A 23,416-nucleotide genomic window follows, 5' to 3' on the forward strand; every position below is an offset into this window, starting at 1 on the left:
TCATGATACAAAAGCAACATGAGAGTAAGTTGGAAGTTGGTCAAACGTTTCCTGTGACAATTAAACGTCTTGGGATTAACGGAGAAGGCGTTGGTTATTTTAAGAGACAAGTTGTTTTCATTCCAGGGGCATTACCAGGAGAAGAAGTCGTTGCTGAAACAACGAAAATTCAGCGTGGCTTCGCTGAAGCGAAAGTGAAAAAAGTTCGTAAAGCTTCACCACATCGTGTGAAAGCACCGTGTCCGGTATATGAAGAGTGTGGCGGTTGTCAGCTGCAACATTTAGATTATAAAGAACAATTAAATCAAAAGCGTGATATCGTTGTACAAGCATTTGAGAAGTATATGAACAACAGTTTGGAAGAGAAAATCCGTCCAACGCTTGGTATGGAAAATCCATGGCATTATCGTAATAAGAGTCAACTACAAGTGGGACGTAAAGACGAAAAGGTCATTACAGGGCTGTATAAGCAAAACTCACATCAGTTAATTGATATTGCTCATTGTATGATTCAACATAAAGCAACGAATGAAGCGACAAAAGTTGTAAGACGTATATTAGAAAAGTTAAATGTTTCTATTTACAATGAGAAAAAACAAAAAGGTTTAGTACGCACAATTGTGACACGTACTGCAGTTCAAACAGGGGAAGTACAAGTTACACTTATTACAACAAAAGAAGAATTACCAAATAAAGATCAATTTATTGCAGAAGTACAAAAACAGATGCCAGCTGTTAAATCAATTATGCAAAACGTGAACTGGCGTAAAACATCTGTTATTTTCGGTGATAAAACATTTAAATTAGCTGGAAAAGAAGTAATTCAAGAAACACTAGGTGATTTATCATTTGAATTATCAGCACGTGCATTCTTCCAGTTAAATCCAGAACAAACAGTTGTTTTATACGATGAAGCGAAAAAAGCAGCTGCTTTAACAGGCGATGAGAAAATTGTAGATGCATATTGTGGTGTTGGTACAATCGGTCTTTGGCTTGCAAATGATGCAGCGGAAGTACGTGGTATGGATGTAATTCCAGAAGCGATTGAAGATGCAAGAAAAAATGCGAAGCGTCACGGATTTACAAATACGAAATATGAAGCAGGTAAAGCTGAACAGTGGTTACCGAAATGGGTAAAAGAAGGATGGCGTCCAGATGTAATTGTTGTCGATCCACCACGTACAGGTTGCGATGATAAATTACTGGAAACAATTTTAAAAGTGAAGCCGAAACAAGTTGTTTACGTATCTTGTAATCCTTCTTCATTAGCACGTGATGTACAAGCATTAATGAAGAGTTATGAAGTGGAGTATGTGCAACCAGTTGATATGTTCCCGCATACAGCTCATGTAGAAAATGTAGTGAAGCTTGTTAGAAAGTAAAGTTTATTAATATTCCCTCATGGTATGAGGGAATATTTTCTATGAAGGAGAATATTATGCATAATTATAAATTAACGATTCAGTACGACGGTGCTCGTTATAAAGGATGGCAGCGTCTTGGTAATAACGATAATACGATTCAAGGGAAAATCGAAAGTGTTATATCTGAAATGGTCGGAAAAGAAATTGAAATTATCGGTTGTAGTAGAACAGACGCTGGTGTACATGCTTTGAATCAAGTTGCTAACTTTCAAAGTGATGAGAAGTTAGTGGAACATAAAGTGAAAAAATATTTAAATCAATATTTACCTAACGATATTAGCATTACGGATGTAGAAGAAGTTCAAGATCGCTTCCATGCTCGTTACAACTCTAAAGCAAAAACATACCTTTATAAGATTTGGAATGAAGAGCATACAAATCCATTTATGCGTAAATACAGCATGCATGTGAATAAAAAATTAAATGTGAAAAGCATGAAAGAAGCTGCGAAACATTTAGTTGGTTCACATGACTTTACTGCTTTTTCAAATGCGAAATCAAAGAAAAAGTCTATGGTTCGAGAAGTATATACACTTGATGTGATGGAAGAAGCAGGATTTGTACAAATTAGAGTAAGTGGTAACGGATTCCTTCATAACATGGTACGAAAAATTGTTGGAGCATTAATTGAAGTTGGATTAGGACAATTAGATGCGGATGCAATCCCAAACATTTTAGAGGAAAAACAACGTAATCAAATTAATTGCCTTGCTGAGGCGAGTGGTTTGTATTTGGAGAATGTTGAGTTTTAATAATCAGTAAAAAATCGAGCTGTGTAGGCTCGATTTTTTTACGTTTTGGTGTTAAGAAGATTGTTCTTTCTTCATACGTATCTTCAAATTCCAAAAAACAGCAAGCATAATGGCTGCAAAGGAGCCGCTAATTGTTGCTAATAGTTTTGCATAAGGATAAGCATTCATATCAACTAGTAACATCAAACATACAATGGTAGGGAAGAAGGCTAAGTATTGTAATAACTTTAATTTGTTATCATTACTCATATATATCGTTCCTTTCTAGTATGTTATATGTTTATTGTAGCATATTTTTCCAATTTTTATTTACACATGGAAGCAGATTCATCCTACATTTGATTAAAGTTTCATTTCATATGTGTAAATGCAATTTTTTAATTCGATATTGTAAGTTTTGCCTACTTAATCCCAAAAACTTTGCGGCCTGTGAGATATTACCGTGGTACTCTTTCAGAATTTGATTGATGTAGTTCTTTTCCATGGCCTCTATTGTGTGCTTTAACGTTTTAGGTGCATCAGCATCGTTATTAGTTAGGAAAGGTTGCATATTGAATTCTTTTTTTATTCGTTCGCGAAAGCGAGTGGGAAGATGAAACGCTGTAATGATATTTTCTTCTTCAACTAAATTCATTGAACCTTCAATGATATGTTCTAATTCTCGTACGTTTCCAGGCCAATCATATGCATACAAGAATTCTCTTACATGTACATCTAGATCCGTCACGCTGAGCCCAAATTGAATGTTGTACTTTTTAATAAAGTGCTGAACAAGGGCTGGAATATCTTCTTTTCTTTTACGTAAAGGCGGAAGACATAAAGTAACGACGCTTAATCGGTAATATAAGTCTTCCCTTAATCGATCATTTGCGATGGCTTCGAAGGGATCTTCATTGATAGTTGCTATAATGCGAACATCAATTTCTTTTTCTTGTGTACCTCCGATTCTTCGTATTGTTTTTTCTTGTATAGCCCGTAGCAACTTAGCTTGAAGTGTAGGACTTAATGAATTGATTTCATCTAATAACAAAGTTCCTCCGTTTGCTTCTTCGAATAAACCTGGTTTATCTATTGCTCCTGTAAAGGCACCTCGATTTGTACCAAATAATAAGCTTTCCATTAAGGTATCAGGTATAGCGGCACAGTTTTGTGAAATAAAGGGTTTTGTTGAACGCTGACTTTCATTATGGATGCTTTGTGCAAATAGTTCTTTACCAGTACCTGTTTCTCCTACGAGAAGTATGGAGGAAGATGTACGAATTACTCTTTTTCCTTCTGCAATGATTGATTGAATGGCTTCAGAATCACCAATTATGTGATCAAAGGTAAATTTAGTACTTTGTTTTCGAGAAGGGCCCATTCTTATTGTTTGTTTTGAGTGACTAATCTCTTTTGATATTTCAATAGCGCCTTTAATTTTTCCGTTTTCTATTATAGGGAAAGTATTGTTAATCGTCGTAATTTCTTGTCCTTTATTGTTAAAATACGTTTGTTTTATATTTTTGTTTGTTTTTCCTAATTTTAATGCCTCTATAAGAGTACTATTTTTATTTTCTTCAAATGCGAATACTTCTAAAGGACTTTTATATAGCACATCCGAGCGTTCCATTGATTCAATTTCCATCATTTTGCGGTTGTAGATAATCGTTTTACTTTCCTCATTAATAATATGAATCCCGATATCGAGCTCATTGAGTAAAGTTTCATATAGCATATTCATTTCAATGATCTGTTTAAAATTAATTTCTTCTGTACGCATAGATTATCTTCTCCTCATTTCACCCTATGAAGACTGACTTTTTATAATTTTATTAAAATTCTTATAAAATCGCAAAATTTTTTTGCTATTTTTCTCTTAAAACTTTTCAAATGATAGAAAAATTTTGCGGTTAAGCGGATTTTTTTGTGAAAAACTCTTATTTTATATACGAATTAGAGTTTGGTACGTATTTTGCATAAATAATATTTGAAATCCTTAAAGGGGGAATAGGGATTGTTATAGGATATGCAACGTTTCAGTACCAATTAATAAGAAGGAGGAGTTTATAAAGTGAAGACGGTTATAGAAAGTGTGTATAGTCCTTGTTATGGAAAAGTAGAGAAATTATTTGTTACTGAAAGTTCTTACGTATACGAGTGGGAGAAATTAGCGTTAATTGAAACGATAGATAAACAAAAAGTAGAAATTAAGATAGGAATTAGTGGTTATATCGAATCATTAGAAGTAGTAGAAGGACAAGCTATTGCTGATCAAAAATTATTAATAACAGTAAGGGATGACCTTTTAGTAACAGGCAGTGATTAATGTAAGTGATGTGTATTTTTGCTCTTTTAAATCATTATTTTTACAGTGAATAACTTTAAAAACGCTTACATTAAGTAGATTGGCAAAGTAAAAAGGGGGGATGTATATGATGGATCAAAACCAAGGATTAAAAAGAGAGTTGAAAAGCAGGCACATATTTATGATTGCACTCGGTGGAGTTATTGGTACAGGACTTTTTTTAGGATCAGGTTATACAATTCATGAAGCTGGACCTGGAGGAGCAATTGTAGCGTATCTTGTCGGTGGATTTGTAATGTATTTAACGATGCTCTGTTTAGGAGAATTAGCTGTTGCGATGCCTGACGCAGGGTCTTATCAAACGTATGCGACAAAGCACATTTCCCCTGCAGCGGGTTATGTAGTGGGATGGATGTCGTGGTTAAACTGGTCTGCTACGATAGGCATTGAATTAATTGCAGTTAGTATTTTGATGAAACGCTGGTTTCCCGATGTACCGTCATGGATTTGGTGTGTAGTGTTCGCAGTACTGCTCTTTGCTATTAATGCGTTATCTTCAAAAAGTTTTGCGGAAGTGGAATTTTGGTTTGCAAGTATTAAAGTAATTACAATCATTGCATTTATTATTTTGGGCGGGGCAGCAATGTTTGGGTTTCTAGATATGAAAGGAAATGAACCGGCGCCAATGTTCTCTAGCTTTACTGATTATGGTGGATTGTTTCCAAATGGATTATCAGCAATTTTAATTACGATGATTGCAGTTAATTTTTCTTTCCAAGGAACAGAATTAGTTGGTATTGCAGCTGGAGAGAGTGAAAATCCAGAGAAAACGATCCCGAAGGCAATTAATAATACAGTTTGGCGTATACTTGTTTTCTTTGTACTATCTATTTTTATTCTTGCTGGACTATTCCCTTGGCAGCAAGCAGGAGTGATAGAAAGTCCATTCGTAGTTGTATTTGATAAAATTGGTATTCCTTATGCAGCAGATATTATAAATTTCGTTATTATTACAGCAGTGCTATCCGTTGCGAATTCAGGATTATATGCAACTTCTCGTATGCTATGGTCTATGTCTAATCAAGGAATGATTAGTCCGATTTTTGGTAAGTTATCTAAAAACGGTGTTCCTATTTATGCATTGATTGTAAGCACAATTGTAGGTTGTCTCTCATTACTATCAGGTATTTATGCGGAAGACACAGTTTATTTATGGTTGCTTTCTATCGCTGGATTCGGAGCGATACTAGTTTGGGCATCTATTGCTTTATCAAACTTATTAGCTAGAAGGTCATACATGAAGCAGGGAGGGGATGTTAAGGACTTGAAATTTAAAACACCATTGTATCCATTTGTACCACTTCTTGCATTAACATTAAATGTAACAGTTATAGTTGCTATGGCCTTTATCCCCGAGCAAAGAATGGCGTTATATTGTGGTATTCCATTTATGATTGTTTGTTTACTGTTTTACCGTGCGACAAAAAATAAGGGAAGTAAAATAGAACATGTTGAAAAAGTAAATACAACAGAAGCAGAAAGTCTATAAAGCTATTAGAAACTGATGCTAAAAAAGAGACTGTAACATTGTAAACAGTCTCTTTTTTTGTGACAATAAAGCTGGAAACATACTATGTATGCAAAGGGGAATTAGTGATGAATCCAGAAGTTTCGCAGTTATTAAAACAAATAGATGCAAGGAAAGAGGAATTGCTAGAACTTACAAAAACATTAATTCGTTTTGAAACACCAGCACCGCCAGCGAGAAATACAAATGAAGCGCAAGAATTTGTTGCAGAGTTTTTAAGAAAACAAAATTTTAGTATTGATAAATGGGATGTATATCCGAATGACCCGAACGTTGTTGGGATAAAAAAAGGAATAGAGAGTGACACACATCAAAGTCTTATTATTAATGGACATATGGATGTAGCTGAAGTGTCGGCAGATGAGGTGTGGGAAACAAATCCGTTTGAGCCATTTATAAAAGACGGTTGGTTAGTTGGGCGCGGTGCAGCTGATATGAAAGGTGGATTAGCTGGAGCGTTATTTGCTATTCAGCTTTTACAAGAAACAGGCATTGAACTACCTGGAGATTTAATATTTCAGTCGGTAATTGGAGAAGAAGTTGGGGAAGCAGGCACACTTCAATGCTGCAAAAGAGGTTACGATGCTGATTTTGCAGTAGTAGTGGATACGAGTGATTTACATATGCAAGGACAAGGCGGTGTCATTACTGGATGGATTACAGTGAAAAGCCCGCAAACGTTTCATGATGCAACACGTAGACAAATGATTCATGCTGGCGGACGTTTATTTGGAGCGAGTGCGATTGAAAAAATGATGAAAATTGTGCAAAGCTTACAAGAATTAGAGCGTCATTGGGCAGTCATGAAAACATATGAAGGCTATCCATCTGGAACAACGACCATTAATCCAGCTGTTATTGAGGGAGGAAGACATGCAGCGTTTATTGCGGATGAGTGTCGATTGTGGATAACAGTTCACTTCTATCCGAATGAAACACATGAACAAATAATAAAAGAAATTGAAGAATATATTGGAAAGGTGGCAGCTGCCGATCCATGGTTAAGTGAAAATCCACCACAATTTAAGTGGGGCGGAGAATCAATGATTGTAGATCGTGGCGAAATTTTCCCTTCTTTAGAAGTAGATAGTGAACATACAGCTGTAAAAAAATTCAGCTCAGTACACGAATCAATTCTATCTAAAAATGCAATTGTAGATATGTCTGCAACGGTAACTGATGGTGGTTGGTTTAGTGAGTTTCACATTCCAGCGATTATATATGGACCAGGTACATTAGAAGAAGCACATTCTGTAAATGAGAAAGTTGAAATTGAACAGTTAATTGAATTTACAAAAGTGATAACAGCATTCATATATGAATGGTGTCATACGAAAAAATAAGTTTGTATATTGAAATCGTACGTGTATGTATACTTGTACGATTTTTTACTGAACTATTTCAGAGTTGCATAGAAACAACAACTGAAATAGTTCTTTATTTTCCTATGTTTTTCGTTTGATTTCAATTAATTTCTCTTTCGCTAATTCAACGGCGATCGCATCATCTAAATAGCCAATTGGAAAGAGATAATCTGGGATAATGTCTGTGGATAAAATGAAATAAAGTAAAGCGCCTCCAAGAATTGCACGTTCTTCTTTTGAAATGGTTTCAGTACAAAATTGTTGATACATATCTGTTAATTGCTCAATGAAAGGACCAGCACTATCAATCTGTTCGAGTTTGCTTGCGAAACTATCATGAATACGTTTTTCGCCTTCTGTTGTCTGAGCATAGCGTTCATAATTTTCAAGTTCTTGTTTTACGCGAGTTGTAGTGTAATCGAAATCGAATAAGTTAGAGGACTGTAAAGTTTGCTGAATGGTATCAAGAGATGTGTACATATCCGTCTTTTCTTTATTTACGTGAGGAGAATTAGGATACATTTCATCAAATAACAATTGAGGTGGAACTTGAAGACATTCTGCAAATTTTTGTAGATGTTTTTGTTTTGGAGGTTGTTTGCCATTCATAATTCTTGAGATAGTTGCAGGGTCGATATTTGTAAGCAGTCCTAGCTGGCGCATAGATAAGGCACGTTCTTTTAAAAGTTTTTTTATTAAATTACCAAGCCGATCGTTTGGATTTTCTTGAGGCATAATGAAGACACTCCTTTTTTTATTGTTGAAAAAATGTTGAGCATTTATTACAAGTATATGAAACAGACAGGCACAGTTGCTCAACATTTTCATAATATGCATGGAAAAGTGAGAAAAAGGGGTGAATGTTTATGAGTACAGCAGGTTTATTTTCAATTTTTTTAATCGGGATTGCTTCAAATTTAGATAATGCAGGTGTTGGGATTGCATATGGCATTCGTAAAATTCGAATTTCGTGGTTTAACAATTTTATCATCGCTTTCTTTGGATTTTTATTTACTTTATTAGCTGGATTTTTTGGGAACTGGATTGCGTTATTTATTTCAGAGTTTACAGCAAACTTGATTGGAGCAATCGTTTTAGGGATAATCGGGGTGTTTATTTTATGCCAGCCTTTCTTGAGTCAAAAAAATACTGCAGGTTCTAAAGATGATAATGTACTTATGGGAATTTTACGTGATCCAGAAAAAGCAGATTTTGATGGCTCTAAAACAATTAGTTTTTCTGAAGCACTTGTTCTAGGTATTGCATTGTCTATTAATAATATTGCAGGTGGATTCGATGCTGGGGTAACAAATTTAAACCTTTGGCTTACAGCGACTATTTCTGGGGTGTTTAGTTTTATTTGCATAAGTGGTTTTGCGTATGTAGGAAAACGATATTTAGCAGAATACTTAGGGAAATGGGCGACGGTTATTGCAGGAGTGTTACTAATACTTATTGGGATTGACCAGTTGTTGTGAAAATAGAAAAGCAATGTTCGAGCATTTCCTCGGAAATACTTGAATAAATTGCATATATCGACATCAGATATTTACTTCTTAATAAATAAAAAGCACCTACATACTAAATAGGTGCTTTTTAGCGTATGTCTTCAATTAATTGCTCTGATTCTTCATGCATACTGTATTCACTTAACACTTGGATGCAAAGCCATTTTAATTCCTCGATAGTATGCTCAAGTTCTTCAGGAAGCACATGATGAATGTCTTCAAGTCCCATCCCGAAATGAATAAGTTCAAGTACTTGATCATCGATGTTCCGATCCATTAATAATTCAAGTACTTCTAAATTGAATATGTATCGGTGAGCTTCGTCGAGTGAAACAACTTTTAGTTTCAAGCTTTCTACAATACTCAATATAAAAAGAAGGATTGTTTTTTCAAGAACAGGTTGTTTTCCCATCTGAAATATTAGTTTCATCTTTTACACCTCCACATATAGCGCTAGGTTGTACTATATTATTCAGGAGGGGGGAACAAATATGCATGATATAGAGAAACTTTCAGCACTGTTTTTGTAAGGGTGTTGATAAATGACAAAAGTGAGGTTTTGGTGAAATAAAAAATCCTGCTAGTATAGCAGGATAACTCGTGATTAAAAAATGCTCCAACCTTCTTGAGCAGAAAGAAGTTCAAGAATTTTAAAACCAGCAATACTATTTCCGTTTGCATCTAAAGCTGGTCCGAAAATACCGATTCCCATGTCTCCTTTTACGCAGCCGAAAATACCACCCGCTACACCACTCTTTGCAGGGATACCAACACGAATTGCAAATTCACCAGATTCATTATACATACCACACGTAACCATAAAAGTTTTACAGATTTTTGTAATATGCTTCGGGATAATTTGTTTTTTCTTGTATGGATCATATCCATCCATTGCAAAAATTAAGCCGATACGTGCTAAATCGATACAGTTTACTTCAACTGCACATTGACGAGTATATAAATCCATAAGTTCTTCAATATCACAATCGATAATTCCATTTTGTTTCATATAGTAGCAAAGTGAACGGTTTAGATAAGCTGTCTCTAATTCTGAATCGGCAACTTTAGAGGAATAATTAATAGTAGGGTTATCTGTTATTTCACGTACAAAATGAAGGATACGTTCCATTTTTTCCTCGTTATTTTTTCCTGCTAACATGCTTGTAATAGCTAATGCTCCTGCATTAATCATTGGATTAAGGGGTTTGGACGGACTTGTCGTTTCTAACTTAATAATAGAATTAAATGGGTCACCCGTTGGTTCCATTCCAACTTTAGAAAATACATATTCTTCACCACGGTCTAAAAGGGCAAGGGCAAGTGTAATTACTTTGGAAATACTTTGAAGAGTAAATAGTGTTTGTGAGTTTCCTGCATGGATATATTCTGATTCTTTATGGAAAATGGCAATCCCTAAATCGTCTGGATTTGCATTTCCTAGTTCGGGGATATAAGTAGCAAGTTTTCCTTTTTTCGTATATGGTTTTACTTGTTCTAACAACTGTTGTAAGTTGTTTGTTTCAATGCACTGCATAGTACCAACGCTCCTATTTTGAATTAACTAAGTTTACTTTTCCCGATATGCTCGGAAATAAATAATAACATGAAAAAGTGGAATGATAAAACGAAAGTTACATGTTCTATAGTGGGTTTTTCGTTTCGAGTATTCTGTATTTTAAAAAGGAGAATTTCCCTTTTATATAACAGTTTGGAAATAGGGGATTTATCTATAAAAAGTTCAGAAATAAAAACTACACATCTATACAACTATATGTTATTATGGTTATGTAATAGAAAGCGTTTTCTAAAGCGTTTTTATAATGATAACGATTTCATAAATTGAATTAGGGGGAATTAAAATGTTGCAGTTTTTACAACGTATTGGTAAAGCTTTAATGCTTCCGATCGCAGTACTACCAGCAGCAGGATTATTGCTTCGTCTAGGACAAGAAGACGTATTAAACATTCCTGTTATGGCACAGGCCGGTGCAGCAATTTTTGATAATTTAGCACTTATTTTTGCAATTGGTGTTGCAATCGGTTTATCTATTGACGGTAGTGGTGCAGCTGGTCTTGCAGGTGCAATTGGTTATTTAGTTATGAAGAATACAACTAATGCTTTAAGTGTTACTTACTCAACTGCAGAACTAAATGATAAATTAAAAAGTGTTCAAGATTTAGTCGGTTCAGTAGATCCAACTAAATTAGCGGATACGATGAATAAAGTTTCTAAAGCAGCAGCTTTGACGCCAAAAATAAATATGGCCATACTCGGTGGTATTATTGCCGGGGTTATCGCTGGATTACTATACAACAAATTCCATAAGATTAAACTACCAGAATGGTTAGGATTCTTCGCTGGAAAACGTTTCGTACCAATCATTACTTCTATTGTAATGCTTCTTTTAGGATTAGTATTCGGTCAAATTTGGCCAACAATCCAAACTGGTATTGATGCAGTATCACACGGTATCGTAAACTTAGGTTCAATCGGTGCAGGGTTATTCGGATTATTAAACCGTTTATTAATTCCAATCGGTTTACATCACGTAATGAACACATATTTCTGGTTTGTACTTGGTGACTTTACAAATGCAGCTGGCGATCTTGTTCATGGTGATATCGCTCGTTTCTTTGCAAAAGATCCATCAGCGGGTATGTTTATGACTGGTTTCTTCCCAGTTATGATGTTTGGTTTACCAGCAGCTTGTTTCGCAATGATTGCGGCTGCTAAACCAGAAAAACGTAAAGCAGTTACTGGTATGTTAGCTGGTTTAGCGTTAACTTCATTCTTAACTGGTATTACAGAGCCAATCGAATTCTCATTCATGTTCTTATCACCAGTATTATATGGTGTGCATGCAGTATTAACAGGTCTTTCTTTATTCATAACAACATCACTGGGCATTCGTGATGGTTTCACATTTAGTGCTGGTGCTATTGATTATGTTATTAACTTTGGTATTGCAACAAAACCTGTATTATTAGCAGGTATCGGTTTAATTTATGCAGCAATTTACTTTGCAGTATTCTACTTCTTAATTAAGAAGTTCAACTTAAAAACTCCAGGTCGTGAAGATGACGATGAGTTAGTTGAAGATGCGGATGCACCAGTTGCAGGTTCAATTGGTGAAACTTACGTAGCAGCTTTAGGCGGAAAAGAAAACTTAACAGTTATTGATAACTGTGCAACACGTCTACGCTTACAAGTGAAAGATGCTGGTCAAGTAAACGAAGCGGCACTAAAACGTGCGGGTGCAAAAGGTGTTATGAAATTGAGTGACACAAGTGTACAAGTTATCGTAGGTACAAATGTTGAATCTGTTGCCGATGATATGAAAAAACACGTATAAATAATTAGATAAGAGGATATCCAAAAAATTGATAACATCAGTTTTTTAGAGGATATCCTCTTTTTTTATGTTAAAAATTTAACGGGAATCTTACTTTTGTAAATTTTCTTTTTCTTTTTTGTGTATATAGGTTGGTAATATGTGCAGTGCGTGATAAAGTAGGGATGATATAGAATGGATTATCCATAATCTACTAAAATGAAACTTTAGTAGAGGAAGTAAATTATTGGTTAATAAGGGGAAAAAGGCAATCATGGATCAGGAAAAAAATAATGCGAATGGGAAAGCACGTCGGCCGATTGTATACATAAAAAGAACAATCATTCTCGTCTTACTAGTATCACTTGTATATTTTATGTATACAAAAATTGTTGCGCATAATAAGAAAGAAGAAACTTTAAAAGCGGCAGCAGAAATGAAGAAACAAGAAGAGCTAAAAAAGAAAGAAGAGGCAAAAAAGAAGCAAGAAGCACAAAAACAAAAAGAGCAGGAAGAACAAGTGAAGCAAGCGCAAGCTGTGGAGAAACCTGTGGAGGGACCACCTCAAGAAATTAATGAAAACGCTCAACTGAATCAATATTTACAAAACGTAGGATTTAGCGGGACAGCTGTTATTGTGAAGAACGGAAAAGTTCTTTTGAATAAAGGGTACGGTATGGCAAATAAAGAGCAGCAAGTACCGAATAATTCAGAGACGACTTTTTATATTGGTTCTATTTCAAAGGCGTTTGTAGCAACCGCTATTATGCAATTGAAAGATCAAAAAAAATTACAAGTAGAAGATACTGTTGCAAAGTATATTCCGGATTTTCCACAAGGTAATAGTATTCAGCTAAAACATCTATTAACACATACATCAGGGATTCCAGAATATGAGCAAGGAAAAGAAGATATTTCCCATGAAGAACTGATCAAGAGGATAGGAAATCAAAAGCGTATTGGTGGTCCAGGAGAGAAGTGGAAGTATTCTGATTCGAACTACTCTATACTTGCATACATTGCCGAGAAGGTAAGTGGACAGTCGCTCGAAGAATATATTAAACAACATATTTTTGCTACTGCCGGTATGAAACATTCTGGTTTTGGCACAGCGTTAGAACAAACAAGATTCCCATCGACAGGTTATAAAATAGTAAATAACAATATGACAACACCTAATATTCCAAGCATGTCCCAACTCTATGGTTGTGGTGATATATATACGAGTGCACATGATTTATATTTATTTAACGAAGCGTTATACTCTGGAAAGTTAATTTCAAAAGAGAGTTACGATCAAATGTTTACAGCCGTGAAGAAGGATTACGGATTTGGCTGGTACGTAGATCCAGGAAGCTATTCGAATCACGGTGTAATGCCAGGTTGGAATTGTTTAAATGGATTTAGTAAAAATGGTAGTGTGTATGTTGTTTTATTATCTAACATTCAAAACAACATTAAATCATTTGGTAAAGTGAATAACGACATTTATACGATGTTGCGAAATATTGAAGTGTAAGAGACTGTCCTTTTTGGATAGTCTTTTTTTTATGCCCTGAAACAACTATTTCTTTTAGAAAATGTATGCCTTACCTATCACAAAAACATCTATTTTGTATACATTAAGATGTATGGATGTAAAATTTTATAATCTAAAAATAACTAGGAGGAGAAGTGTATGTGTCTGTTCAGAAAATATTGGCATAAATTATCAAGATTGTTTAATAGACAATTAGATTATTTTTTAGATAACAAATTACTACCTGCCGTGGAACGACTTTTATTTTCGCAAAACTTTGCAAGGTTTATTCAAAGAAACTCTAAGCAAGCTACGGAAGAATTTATAAAATCAAGTCAATTTCAATCTATTATTTGTAACATTTTAAAAGAATGTAATGCATCGCCTTTTAAAGAAATTGCAAAGCAATATTTGGGTAAAAACGTTGAAATTACTGTGACGGTTGGGCAGTTAACGGGTGTTATTGTAGCAGTTGGTGATGATTTCTTAACACTGCAAGAAGGAATAGGAACTGAAGTTTTATTACCATTTACAAGTATTATATCAATTAAAGAAGTGTAAGAAAGGAGAGTTATATATGTTATTTACTGATGAATTGCGTAATCATGTTGGTGAGCTAGTGCAAGTTGTGACAGCTGCCGAAATTGTTTCAGGCATTCTTTTATCTGTGACAGACGGGGCAGTAAGCGTTCGTACTTCTCCTTCTTATGGACCACCGGAAGATGTGGTTGTACGTATTCCTATTATTTCTTATGTTCGCTTGGAAGGGTAAGTGTGATACGAGTATGAGAGTATCAGTTGTTATCCCGGCACATAATGAAGCAAGTACTTTATCACAAGTTTTAGTAGAAGTAGAGAAGCTGAAGCCTTACGAAATTATCGTAGTAGATAATGGCTCGACAGATGGGACGAAAGAAATAGCGTTACAACATCATTGCCACATAATTTATTATAAACATTCTCTTGGCAATGATGTTGGACGTGCTATTGGAGCTAGAGAAGCAAAAGGTGAAATTGTCTTGTTTTTAGATGGTGACATTGTTATTGATAGTAAAGAGTTACGACATTTTGTAAAAGGAATTAAGCAAGGGCATCAAATTGTTGTGAATAATTTAACATGGTCTGTTTATTTAAAGATGAGACCACATTATACGACAGTTGGAAAATTCATGTTGAATCGTTATTTGAACAAAAAGGAGCTTGTTGTTGGGGCTTTAATCGCAATTCCACATGCGATGAGCAGGGAAGTTATTCAGAAATTTGGATGGTGGAATTTAGCGGATCCAGCATTATTTCAAGCGATGGCGATGTCTAGAGGAGTAGATATTGTCGATATGGCTTCGGTCGATGTCATTCACACAAATAAAGTTCGTCCTGTTCATACTGGTACATCACCTGGTTCGCCTTATCCGAAAGCGACTAGTCGTATTATGGGTGATCATTTACGTGCTTTGCAGTATGCGATCGACATATATGGCAATCGAGGTGGTTTTTCGGAGGGGAATAGGGATAGGGATTTTATAGGAAAGTATAAAGCCGTTGTATTACAAAAGGAAAAAGCAAAGTATAGTGCGATTATACCAGTATCAGAAGAAAAAATGACGATAAGATCTGTTATACAAGAAGTGAAAAAAGCAGGAGTAGATGAAATTATAGTTGTGGCAAATGGAGCAGATATTGAGACTGTTAAACAAGCAAAGCTAGAGAATGTTATTGTTGTTGAATTTACGAAGGCGCTTGGACATAATGTAGCACGAGCGATAGGTGCCATACATGCTACGGCAGATATTTGTTTATTCGTTGATGGTGATTTTACTATTCCGGCAAAAAAACTAGTTCCATTTTTGCGTGCTATTGAAGATGGAAGTGATGTAGCATTAAATGATTTGCAGTGTTTATTAGATATGTTTCATCCCGCAGATCCAATTAGTATGGGGAAATACTTTGTAAATTTAGTAGCGAAACGACCGGATTTATGGAATAACTCATTAACGGCAGTACCGCATGCTATGCATAAAAAGGCAATAGAGAAAATAGGATATGATTCTCTTGTTATTCCGCCACTAGCTCAAATGAAAGCTATTTTGGAGGGATTCTCTATTACAGCGGTAGAGTTTGTAGATGTTATAAAAACAAATCGTGTACGCCCAGAGCAACATGGATTTGTAAATGGACGTATTCCAGCATTTGACCGTATTTTCGGTGACCAACTTGAGGCAATTGCATATTTATTGCAATCCACAGATGAACGCGGGAGTTTTACAGATGGAGAGCGGGATAGAAATATAATTCAACAATTGAGAAAGGAAGAAGAGAATACAGATGAATGTTAGTAGTACAGTTGCTATTATCGGATTAGGATATGTGGGCCTTCCTTTGGCAGTTCATTTTGCAGAGAGAGGACATACAGTAATTGGATTAGATAAAGATACTAGAAAAATAGAATCAATTATAAAAGGAGAAAGTTATATTCCAGATGTTTCTTCTAAATTGTTACAAAGTTTATTGGCTAAAAAAAAATTAATAGTAAATACACCGGATCAAGGTATTGCTGATTTTCAAAATAGTGATTATGTTATTGTCACGGTCCCAACTCCAATTAATGAACATCGAGAACCAGATTTAAGTGCCCTCATTTCAGCTTCCCATTATATACAACAAAACCTTCAAAAAGGACAAACCTTCATTTTCGAAAGTTCCACATATCCAGGTACGCTTGAGGAAGTTATTATTCCTATTATTTCTCAAACAGGTAAAAAGGTAGGAGAAGATTTCTATATTGGATATTCTCCTGAGCGAATTGATCCAGCAAATAGTCAATATTCCGTTCAAGCAATTCCAAAGGTTATTAGTGGACAAACCGAGCGGTGTAAACAAAAAGTACAGGATTTGTATAGTACTATATTTGACGTAGTTGTTCCTGTTAGCTCTCCAAAAGTGGCAGAGATGTGTAAGTTATTTGAAAATATTCAGCGCTTAGTTAACATTTCTTTAGTAAATGAGTTAAACACATTATGTGAAAGTTTAGGGATTGATTTTTATGAGGCTATTGAAGCGGCATCTACAAAACCGTTTGGATTTACTCCGTATTGGCCAGGACCAGGAATAGGAGGACATTGTATTCCTGTAGATCCTTTATATTTTCAATGGAGAATAAAAAAGAATGGGGCAATTAGTCAATTAATTGAAGCAGCACATGTAATCAATGAAGAAATGCCGGAGAAAATAGTCCGGAAAGTAAAGGGAATAGTGCAATCACCTGGACCAGTTTTAATTGTAGGAATCGCATACAAGAAAGATGTAAATGATTTGAGAGAATCACCGGCTTTGCCAATTATTCAATTACTAATAAAAGAAGGGTATGAGATAGAATATCATGATCCTTATATTCCTTCCGCAGAAATTGGAAATAAAGTGTACCAATCTGTTTCTTTAGATGAAAAAAAAGTTACACAAGCGGATTGTATTTTAATTTTAACGGATCATTCTAATATTGATTGGAAGCTTTTTAAAGGAATAGAGCGAGTAGTAGATACACGTGGAATTGTAAAGAAGGTGAGTGTATGAGTAAGAAATGTTTAATTACAGGTGGGGCCGGATTTATTGGATCTCATTTAGCTGAAGAGTTGGTGAGAAGGGGTCATGAAGTCACTATTGTGGATAACTTTTATAAAGGGAAAAATAAGTATCATAATGAGCTAATGAAAGAGATTCGAGTTATTCCAATAAGTGTTTTAGATAAAAATTCTATTTATGAATTAGTAAATCAACATGATGTAGTATTTCATCTAGCAGCAATCTTAGGTGTTAAAACGACAATGGAAAAGAGTATAGAGCTCATTGAAACGAATTTTGATGGAACGAGAAATATTTTACAAGCAGCGTTAAAAGGAAAGAAGAAAGTAGTTTTTGCATCTACTTCAGAAGTATATGGTAAGGGCAAACCGCCTTTCTCTGAAGAAGGGGATCGATTGTACGGGGCAACTTCTAAAATTCGTTGGAGTTATGCAGTTTGTAAAACGTTAGAAGAAACATTATGTTTAGGATACGCATTAGAAGGTTTACCTGTAACGATTGTTCGTTACTTTAATATTTATGGTCCAAGAGCGAAAGATGGTCCGTATGCAGGAGTAATCCCACGATTTATCCGTGCAGCTTTGCAAGGAGAAGACATTCTCGTATATGGAGATGGAAAGCAGACACGTTGCTTTACGTATGTGAGTGATGCGGTAGAAGCAACAATTCGGGCACTGGATGAGAAGGTAAATGGTGAGATTATTAATATAGGTTCTGAGAATGAGCAGAGTATAAAAGAAGTAGCAGAAGCAATTAAAAAACTAACGAAATCTTCTTCGAAAATTGTACAAGTTCCTTTTGAGGAAGTATATCCACATGGCTTTGAAGAAATTCCAAATAGAAGACCAGATGTAACGAAGTTAAGAGAACTTGTTCAATTTCAAGCGACAGTAACGTGGGAACAAGGATTGAAAGAAACTATTAAATGGTTTCGTGAAGAAAACAATGGCTAAGTCACTATCGGTTATTATTCCTGTATGTAACGAAGTAGATACGATTTCAGACGTTATTCAATCGGTAAAACCATTAAATCCAGTAGAGATTATTGTAGTGGCAAATGGTTGTAATGATGGTACAGAAGAGGTTACTAATCGATTGGGGTGTAAAGTAATCAGGCATACAGAACTATTAGGGAACGATGTTGGGCGTGCGGTCGGCGCAAAACATGCGATAGGTGATGTATTACTATTTATAGATGGGGACTTTGCTATTCCTACTTCAAAATTACAATTATTTCTCAATCCGATTTTACATGATCAGACTGATATCGTTTTAAATAATTTGAACGCATTGTTTTTAAAGAAACAAAAACCACATTCCGTTACAGTGTGGCGTCAAATATTAAATGCAATGTTAGAGCGCGAAGAATTAAAGATAGATTCTTTATTATCTGTACCTCATGCGTTGAGGAAAGAAGTTGTCCAAAGTATTGGATATGAATGTTTAGTTAATCCTATTGTAGCTCATTTACGTATAGCACAAAGTAAATGGAGAATTAGCCGTCATTGTGCAATTGATGTTATTACGCCGAATAAATTTCGGCCGACCGAGCATGCTGCATATGGCACGGATCTTGCTCAATCTGAAAGACGAATGATAGGGGATCATATAGAAGCAGTTGCAGAACGGATAGTAAGCAGTGATACGCGCGGGGGATATTATGATGGAAATAGGAAAAGGAATAGCGTCTATCATACTTTAAGTTTCGAAGACTTTTATCAAGGATGGGGCGTTACATCCAATTTGTATAAAGGAAAGCAACTATCGGTTGTTATTCCTGTACAAGATGAAGAGAAAACAATTGGAAACATTATAGATGAGCTTCGTAAAATTGAACCTTTTGAAATCATCGTTGTCGTAAATGGTTCGTCAGATAAAACAGCAACGATTGCAAAAGATAAGGGAGCGACAACAATTGTATACAAAGAAACCCTTGGAAACGATGTAGGGCGTTCACTTGGAACTTATTTTGCAAAAGGAGAAATTGTGTTATTTATAGACGGTGATTTTGTTATTCCAGCTAGTGAGCTATACCCTTTTGCAAAAGCTATTGCAGATGGAAAGGACGTCGCATTAAATGATTTAAATCATTATTTAGATTTAAGAGTGCCACTTCATCTTGTAACTGCATTTAAGTATGCACTAAATTTAGCTTGTGATAGAAAGGATTTAGGAGTGGGCTCACTTATTGCGGTACCTAATGCATTTAGCCACAAGTGTTTGAAAGCAATTGGGTATAAATCTTTATTGTCACCTTGTGTAGCACAAGTGAAAGCTCTTCTTTCTGGATTTGAAATTGCGTGTGTATGTCGTGTTGAGGTTGATAAGATGAACCGTATTCGTCCCAGTGAACATTTTGCAAAAATAGGTCACCCTCCAGCTGTACTTCGAATTATAGGTGATCATATAGAAGGATTAGAGCAAATAATTGCATTAACAGACAATCGTGGCGGATTCTATGATGGCAATAGAAAAAGAGATGTTTTATAGTAGTAACAAAAAAAGTGTACAACATGTGTACACTTTTTTGTTCTGTTATAAAAACTATAACAGATTAGGAGATAAGAGTATTACAGCTCTACAATGGGTATTGTTCTTATATTACAAAATAGGACTCGTATATAAGGATACCAAAAAAATACAATTAAGAAAAGGGTTAATTTTAAAGACTTTCAAATGAAGTTAACACTATGCATATAGTAGTTTGCTCAACATTTCACAAACATGTCACAACTATTTCGTTCACTTTCGTAAAAAAGTAGTATTCTAAGTGTGTAAGCTGTTATATAAAAAATCTTAGTCCTGTACTAATCAAAAATGGAGGAGATTAGGATGACTCAAGTATTAGAAAATGTTAAAAACGCATGGAAAAACTTTAAAGGTGAAAAATGGAAAGCAGAGATTGATGTTCGCGATTTCATTTTAAATAATGTAAACGTTTTCGAAGGAGATGAATCTTTCTTAGCGGGAGCAACTGAAGCAACGAAACAACTTTGGGATCAAGTGATGGATTTAACAACAAAAGAACGTGAAAACGGTGGCGTTCTTGATATGGATACAAAAATCGTTTCTTCTATTACATCACATGATCCAGGATATTTAAATAAAGATATTGAAAAGGTAGTCGGTTTCCAAACTGATAAACCATTTAAACGTTCTTTACAGCCATATGGTGGTATTCGTATGGCGGAACAAGCTTGTGAATCTTATGGATACGAAATGGACAAAGAACTTAGTCGTATTTTTAGAGATTGGAGAAAAACTCATAATCAAGGTGTATTCGATGCCTATACACCAGAAATGAGAAATGCACGTAAATCAGGCGTTATTACTGGTCTTCCAGATGCATACGGTCGTGGACGCATTATCGGTGACTATCGACGCGTAGCATTATATGGTATTGATCATTTAATTGAAGCGAAAAAAGCTGATTTAAATTTAACTGGCGGTGTAATGAGCGAAGATACAATGCGTTTACGCGAAGAATTATCTGAGCAAATGCGTGCACTTCAAGAACTAAAACAAATGGCTGCTTCTCATGGTTTCGATATTTCTAAACCAGCAACAAATGCACAAGAAGCATTCCAATGGTTATACTTCGCATATCTTGCAGCGATTAAAGAGCAAAACGGAGCTGCAATGAGCCTTGGACGTACTTCTACATTCTTAGATATTTACATTGAAAGAGATTTAGCAAACGGTACTTTAACAGAAGAAGAAGTACAAGAAATTGTAGATCACTTCATTATGAAATTACGTCTTGTGAAATTTGCAAGAACACCTGATTATAATGAATTATTCTCTGGTGACCCAACTTGGGTAACTGAGTCTATCGGTGGTATGGCATTAGATGGTCGTCCATTAGTAACAAAGAACTCATTCCGTTTCTTGCATACATTAGATAATTTAGGGCCAGCTCCAGAACCAAACTTAACAGTTCTTTGGTCTAAACAATTACCAGAGAACTTTAAAAACTACTGTGCGAAAATGTCTATTAAAACATCAGCGATTCAATATGAAAATGATGACATTATGCGTGCTGATTACGGCGATGATTACGGAATTGCTTGTTGTGTATCTGCAATGAGAATCGGTAAGCAAATGCAGTTCTTCGGAGCTCGTGCAAACTTAGCGAAAGCATTATTATATGCGATTAACGGTGGTAAAGATGAAAAATCAAAAGCACAAGTTGGTCCTGAGTACGCACCAATTACTTCTGAAGTATTAAATTACGAAGAAGTTATGCATAAGTTTGATATGACAATGGAATGGTTAGCAGGTCTATATTTAAACACACTAAATGTTATCCATTACATGCATGATAAATATAGCTACGAACGTATTGAAATGGCACTTCATGATACAAATGTTCTTCGTACAATGGCAACAGGTATCGCGGGTCTATCTGTAGTAGCAGACTCTTTAAGTGCAATTAAATACGCACAAGTAAAACCAATTCGTGATGAAAATGGTATTGCAGTTGACTTTGAAATTGAAGGAGATTTCCCTAAATACGGTAACAATGATGATCGTGTAGATGAAATCGCTGTAAATCTTGTGAAAACATTTATGAATAAACTTCGTAAACATAAAACATATAGAAATTCTGTTCATACAATGTCTATCTTAACTATCACATCTAACGTTGTATACGGTAAGAAAACTGGTAACACTCCAGATGGACGCCGTACTGGAGAACCATTTGCACCAGGTGCAAATCCAATGCACGGACGTGATACAAAAGGTGCATTAGCTTCATTATTATCTGTAGCTAAATTACCATATGAAGATGCACAAGATGGTATTTCTAATACATTCTCTATTATTCCGAAAGCACTTGGCAAAGAAGATGATGTACAAGTACGTAACTTAGTATCTATGCTTGATGGTTATGCAGTTAAAGAAGGACATCACTTAAATATTAACGTATTTAATCGTGAAACATTAATGGATGCAATGGAACATCCTGAGAAATATCCACAATTAACAATTCGTGTATCTGGTTACGCTGTAAACTTTATTAAATTAACTCGTGAACAACAAATTGATGTAATTAACCGTACAATGCATGAAAGCATGTAAATGAAAAAAGTGTCCCTTCGCTTTTCATATATAGCGAAGGGAGGCTGTTTCAATAAAGGAGGAAGTAACATGGTAAAAGGAAGAATACATTCTGTAGAGTCTTGTGGTACTGTTGATGGCCCAGGGATTCGTTATGTCATATTTACACAAGGGTGTTTATTACGTTGTCAATATTGTCATAATGCTGATACATGGGAAATCGGTAAAGGTAAAGAAATAACAGTTGAAGAAGTGATGCAGGATGTGACATGTTACCTTCCATTTATTGAAGCTTCCGGAGGCGGTATAACAGTTAGCGGTGGAGAGCCACTATTACAGCTAGACTTTTTAATTGAGTTGTTTAAAAAGTGTAAAGAGGCTGGTATCCATACAACAATCGATTCTTCTGGTGGTTGTTATTCTGAAGAACCAGAATTCCAAAATAAGCTAGATATTTTAATGAATTATACAGATTTAGTTTTATTGGATTTGAAACATATCGATTCCAAAAAGCATCGTAAATTAACAGGGAAACCAAATGAACATATTTTACAATTTGCTCGTTATTTATCAAATAAGAATAAACCGATTTGGGTACGGCACGTATTAGTTCCTGGTGTTACAGATAATGAAGAGGATCTACAAAAATTATCTAGCTTTATTCAAAGTCTGTCTAATGTTCAAAAAGTTGAAGTGTTACCATATCATAAGCTTGGTGTATATAAATGGGAGGCGCTTGGACACAAGTATCCACTCGCGAATGTAGAGCCACCTACTGAGAAAAATGTAGAACATGCTAAACATATTTTACAAGCAGTCTAATCCAAATATTGGATTAGACTTTTTGCTTTCTTTACAATAAAACCTAGAGTATATATGTATAAAAGCGTATACTAAAAATGGAATATCCATAATTTTGTAAGGAATAAGTAGAGAAATTTACATAATTGTAAAGGGAAATCAAAATAGTAAAAAGAATTAAGAAGTAAAAGAGTGAGTATCATAGAA

Annotated in this window: 22 protein-coding genes and 1 pseudogene; 18 read left to right on the forward strand and 5 right to left on the reverse strand. The window is 35.1% G+C overall.

The genetic code is table 11. The annotated features are described in order from the left end of the window. Positions 1 to 2 precede the first annotated feature (2 nt). Both rlmD and truA read left to right on the forward strand, forming a co-directional pair. Positions 3 to 1,382 carry a 23S rRNA (uracil(1939)-C(5))-methyltransferase RlmD gene (gene rlmD, locus COK05_RS10705; RefSeq protein WP_000615214.1) on the forward strand — a complete coding sequence of 460 codons (1,380 nt, stop codon included), beginning with the start codon at positions 3 to 5 and terminating at the stop codon, positions 1,380 to 1,382. Between the two features lie 56 nt (positions 1,383 to 1,438). Continuing rightward, positions 1,439 to 2,176: a tRNA pseudouridine(38-40) synthase TruA gene (gene truA, locus COK05_RS10710; protein ID WP_098612568.1), complete on the forward strand. Its 738-nt coding sequence runs from the start codon at positions 1,439 to 1,441 to the stop codon at positions 2,174 to 2,176. 51 nt (positions 2,177 to 2,227) lie between these two features. On the opposite strand, the gene COK05_RS10715 is transcribed toward truA, so the two are convergent. Then, positions 2,228 to 2,425 (reverse strand): hypothetical protein, encoded by a 198-nt coding sequence (locus COK05_RS10715; protein WP_098612569.1) that lies wholly within the window; start codon positions 2,423 to 2,425, stop codon positions 2,228 to 2,230. A 106-nt stretch (positions 2,426 to 2,531) separates the two neighbouring features. Continuing rightward, complete coding sequence (locus COK05_RS10720) at positions 2,532 to 3,935, reverse strand: sigma-54 interaction domain-containing protein (protein WP_098612570.1); 1,404 nt, start codon at positions 3,933 to 3,935, stop codon at positions 2,532 to 2,534. 291 nt (positions 3,936 to 4,226) lie between these two features. Here COK05_RS10720 and COK05_RS10725 point away from each other — a divergent pair, with 291 nt between their 5' ends. The 3 genes from COK05_RS10725 (at position 4,227) to COK05_RS10735 (ending at position 7,391) form a co-directional block, all read left to right on the forward strand. After that, positions 4,227 to 4,481, forward strand: coding sequence for a biotin/lipoyl-containing protein (locus COK05_RS10725; protein ID WP_098612571.1), 255 nt, complete (start codon positions 4,227 to 4,229; stop codon positions 4,479 to 4,481). A gap of 106 nt (positions 4,482 to 4,587) precedes the next feature. Continuing rightward, positions 4,588 to 6,009, forward strand: coding sequence for an amino acid permease (locus COK05_RS10730; protein WP_098612572.1), 1,422 nt, complete (start codon positions 4,588 to 4,590; stop codon positions 6,007 to 6,009). A gap of 59 nt (positions 6,010 to 6,068) precedes the next feature. Next, positions 6,069 to 7,391, forward strand: coding sequence for an acetylornithine deacetylase (locus COK05_RS10735; protein ID WP_141539014.1), 1,323 nt, complete (start codon positions 6,069 to 6,071; stop codon positions 7,389 to 7,391). A gap of 102 nt (positions 7,392 to 7,493) precedes the next feature. On the opposite strand, the gene COK05_RS10740 is transcribed toward COK05_RS10735, so the two are convergent. Further along, positions 7,494 to 8,147, reverse strand: coding sequence for a helix-turn-helix domain-containing protein (locus tag COK05_RS10740; protein WP_098612574.1), 654 nt, complete (start codon positions 8,145 to 8,147; stop codon positions 7,494 to 7,496). Between the two features lie 131 nt (positions 8,148 to 8,278). Between COK05_RS10740 and ytaF the strand changes: the two genes are divergently transcribed. Beyond that, entirely contained in the window at positions 8,279 to 8,890 is a 612-nt protein-coding gene (ytaF, locus tag COK05_RS10745) for a sporulation membrane protein YtaF (RefSeq protein WP_098612575.1), read from the forward strand. 118 nt (positions 8,891 to 9,008) lie between these two features. Here ytaF and COK05_RS10750 read toward each other — a convergent pair whose 3' ends face one another. Further along, a complete protein-coding gene (locus tag COK05_RS10750; protein WP_000766603.1) occupies positions 9,009 to 9,350 on the reverse strand; it encodes a DUF3969 family protein in 342 nt (113 codons plus the stop codon). Between the two features lie 174 nt (positions 9,351 to 9,524). Then, positions 9,525 to 10,454, reverse strand: a complete 930-nt coding sequence (gene glsA / locus COK05_RS10760; protein ID WP_098612576.1) for a glutaminase A — start codon at positions 10,452 to 10,454, stop codon at positions 9,525 to 9,527. A 69-nt stretch (positions 10,455 to 10,523) separates the two neighbouring features. On the opposite strand from glsA, the pseudogene COK05_RS32055 reads away from it, so the two are divergent. The 12 genes and pseudogenes from COK05_RS32055 to pflA all read left to right on the forward strand — a co-directional run bounded on the left by COK05_RS32055 (position 10,524) and on the right by pflA (position 23,230). Next, positions 10,524 to 10,638, forward strand: a pseudogene (locus COK05_RS32055) (transcriptional regulator). Between the two features lie 141 nt (positions 10,639 to 10,779). Further along, positions 10,780 to 12,273, forward strand: coding sequence for an N-acetylglucosamine-specific PTS transporter subunit IIBC (gene nagE / locus COK05_RS10765; RefSeq protein ID WP_097961686.1), 1,494 nt, complete (start codon positions 10,780 to 10,782; stop codon positions 12,271 to 12,273). 226 nt (positions 12,274 to 12,499) lie between these two features. Continuing rightward, positions 12,500 to 13,771: a serine hydrolase domain-containing protein gene (locus tag COK05_RS10770; protein WP_141539016.1), complete on the forward strand. Its 1,272-nt coding sequence runs from the start codon at positions 12,500 to 12,502 to the stop codon at positions 13,769 to 13,771. A 159-nt stretch (positions 13,772 to 13,930) separates the two neighbouring features. Further along, complete coding sequence (locus COK05_RS10775) at positions 13,931 to 14,332, forward strand: DUF2642 domain-containing protein (protein WP_098612578.1); 402 nt, start codon at positions 13,931 to 13,933, stop codon at positions 14,330 to 14,332. A gap of 16 nt (positions 14,333 to 14,348) precedes the next feature. Beyond that, positions 14,349 to 14,543 (forward strand): hypothetical protein, encoded by a 195-nt coding sequence (locus tag COK05_RS10780; protein ID WP_098612579.1) that lies wholly within the window; start codon positions 14,349 to 14,351, stop codon positions 14,541 to 14,543. After that, positions 14,494 to 16,104, forward strand: coding sequence for a glycosyltransferase family 2 protein (locus COK05_RS10785; RefSeq protein WP_141539022.1), 1,611 nt, complete (start codon positions 14,494 to 14,496; stop codon positions 16,102 to 16,104). The genes COK05_RS10780 and COK05_RS10785 overlap by 50 nt, the downstream gene beginning before the upstream one ends. Beyond that, on the forward strand, positions 16,094 to 17,338 hold the full coding sequence (locus COK05_RS10790) for a nucleotide sugar dehydrogenase (protein WP_098612581.1): 1,245 nt from the start codon (positions 16,094 to 16,096) through the stop codon (positions 17,336 to 17,338). The genes COK05_RS10785 and COK05_RS10790 overlap by 11 nt, the downstream gene beginning before the upstream one ends. After that, a complete protein-coding gene (locus tag COK05_RS10795; RefSeq protein WP_098612582.1) occupies positions 17,335 to 18,300 on the forward strand; it encodes an NAD-dependent epimerase/dehydratase family protein in 966 nt (321 codons plus the stop codon). Before COK05_RS10790 ends, COK05_RS10795 begins: the two co-directional genes overlap by 4 nt. Further along, the gene (locus COK05_RS10800; RefSeq protein ID WP_141539024.1) at positions 18,293 to 19,837 is read left to right on the forward strand and encodes a glycosyltransferase family 2 protein; all 1,545 of its coding nucleotides are present in this window, start codon (positions 18,293 to 18,295) and stop codon (positions 19,835 to 19,837) included. The genes COK05_RS10795 and COK05_RS10800 overlap by 8 nt, the downstream gene beginning before the upstream one ends. Then, positions 19,806 to 20,027, forward strand: coding sequence for a hypothetical protein (locus COK05_RS10805; protein ID WP_098612584.1), 222 nt, complete (start codon positions 19,806 to 19,808; stop codon positions 20,025 to 20,027). Before COK05_RS10800 ends, COK05_RS10805 begins: the two co-directional genes overlap by 32 nt. Positions 20,028 to 20,179: 152 nt before the next feature. Next, complete coding sequence (gene pflB, locus COK05_RS10810) at positions 20,180 to 22,429, forward strand: formate C-acetyltransferase (RefSeq protein ID WP_098612585.1); 2,250 nt, start codon at positions 20,180 to 20,182, stop codon at positions 22,427 to 22,429. Between the two features lie 69 nt (positions 22,430 to 22,498). Further along, positions 22,499 to 23,230 carry a pyruvate formate-lyase-activating protein gene (gene pflA / locus COK05_RS10815; RefSeq protein ID WP_098612586.1) on the forward strand — a complete coding sequence of 244 codons (732 nt, stop codon included), beginning with the start codon at positions 22,499 to 22,501 and terminating at the stop codon, positions 23,228 to 23,230. Positions 23,231 to 23,416 lie beyond the last annotated feature (186 nt).

The sequence above is a fragment of the Bacillus cereus genome, from assembly GCF_002567495.1.
GTDB lineage: Bacteria > Bacillota > Bacilli > Bacillales > Bacillaceae_G > Bacillus_A > Bacillus_A cereus_AQ.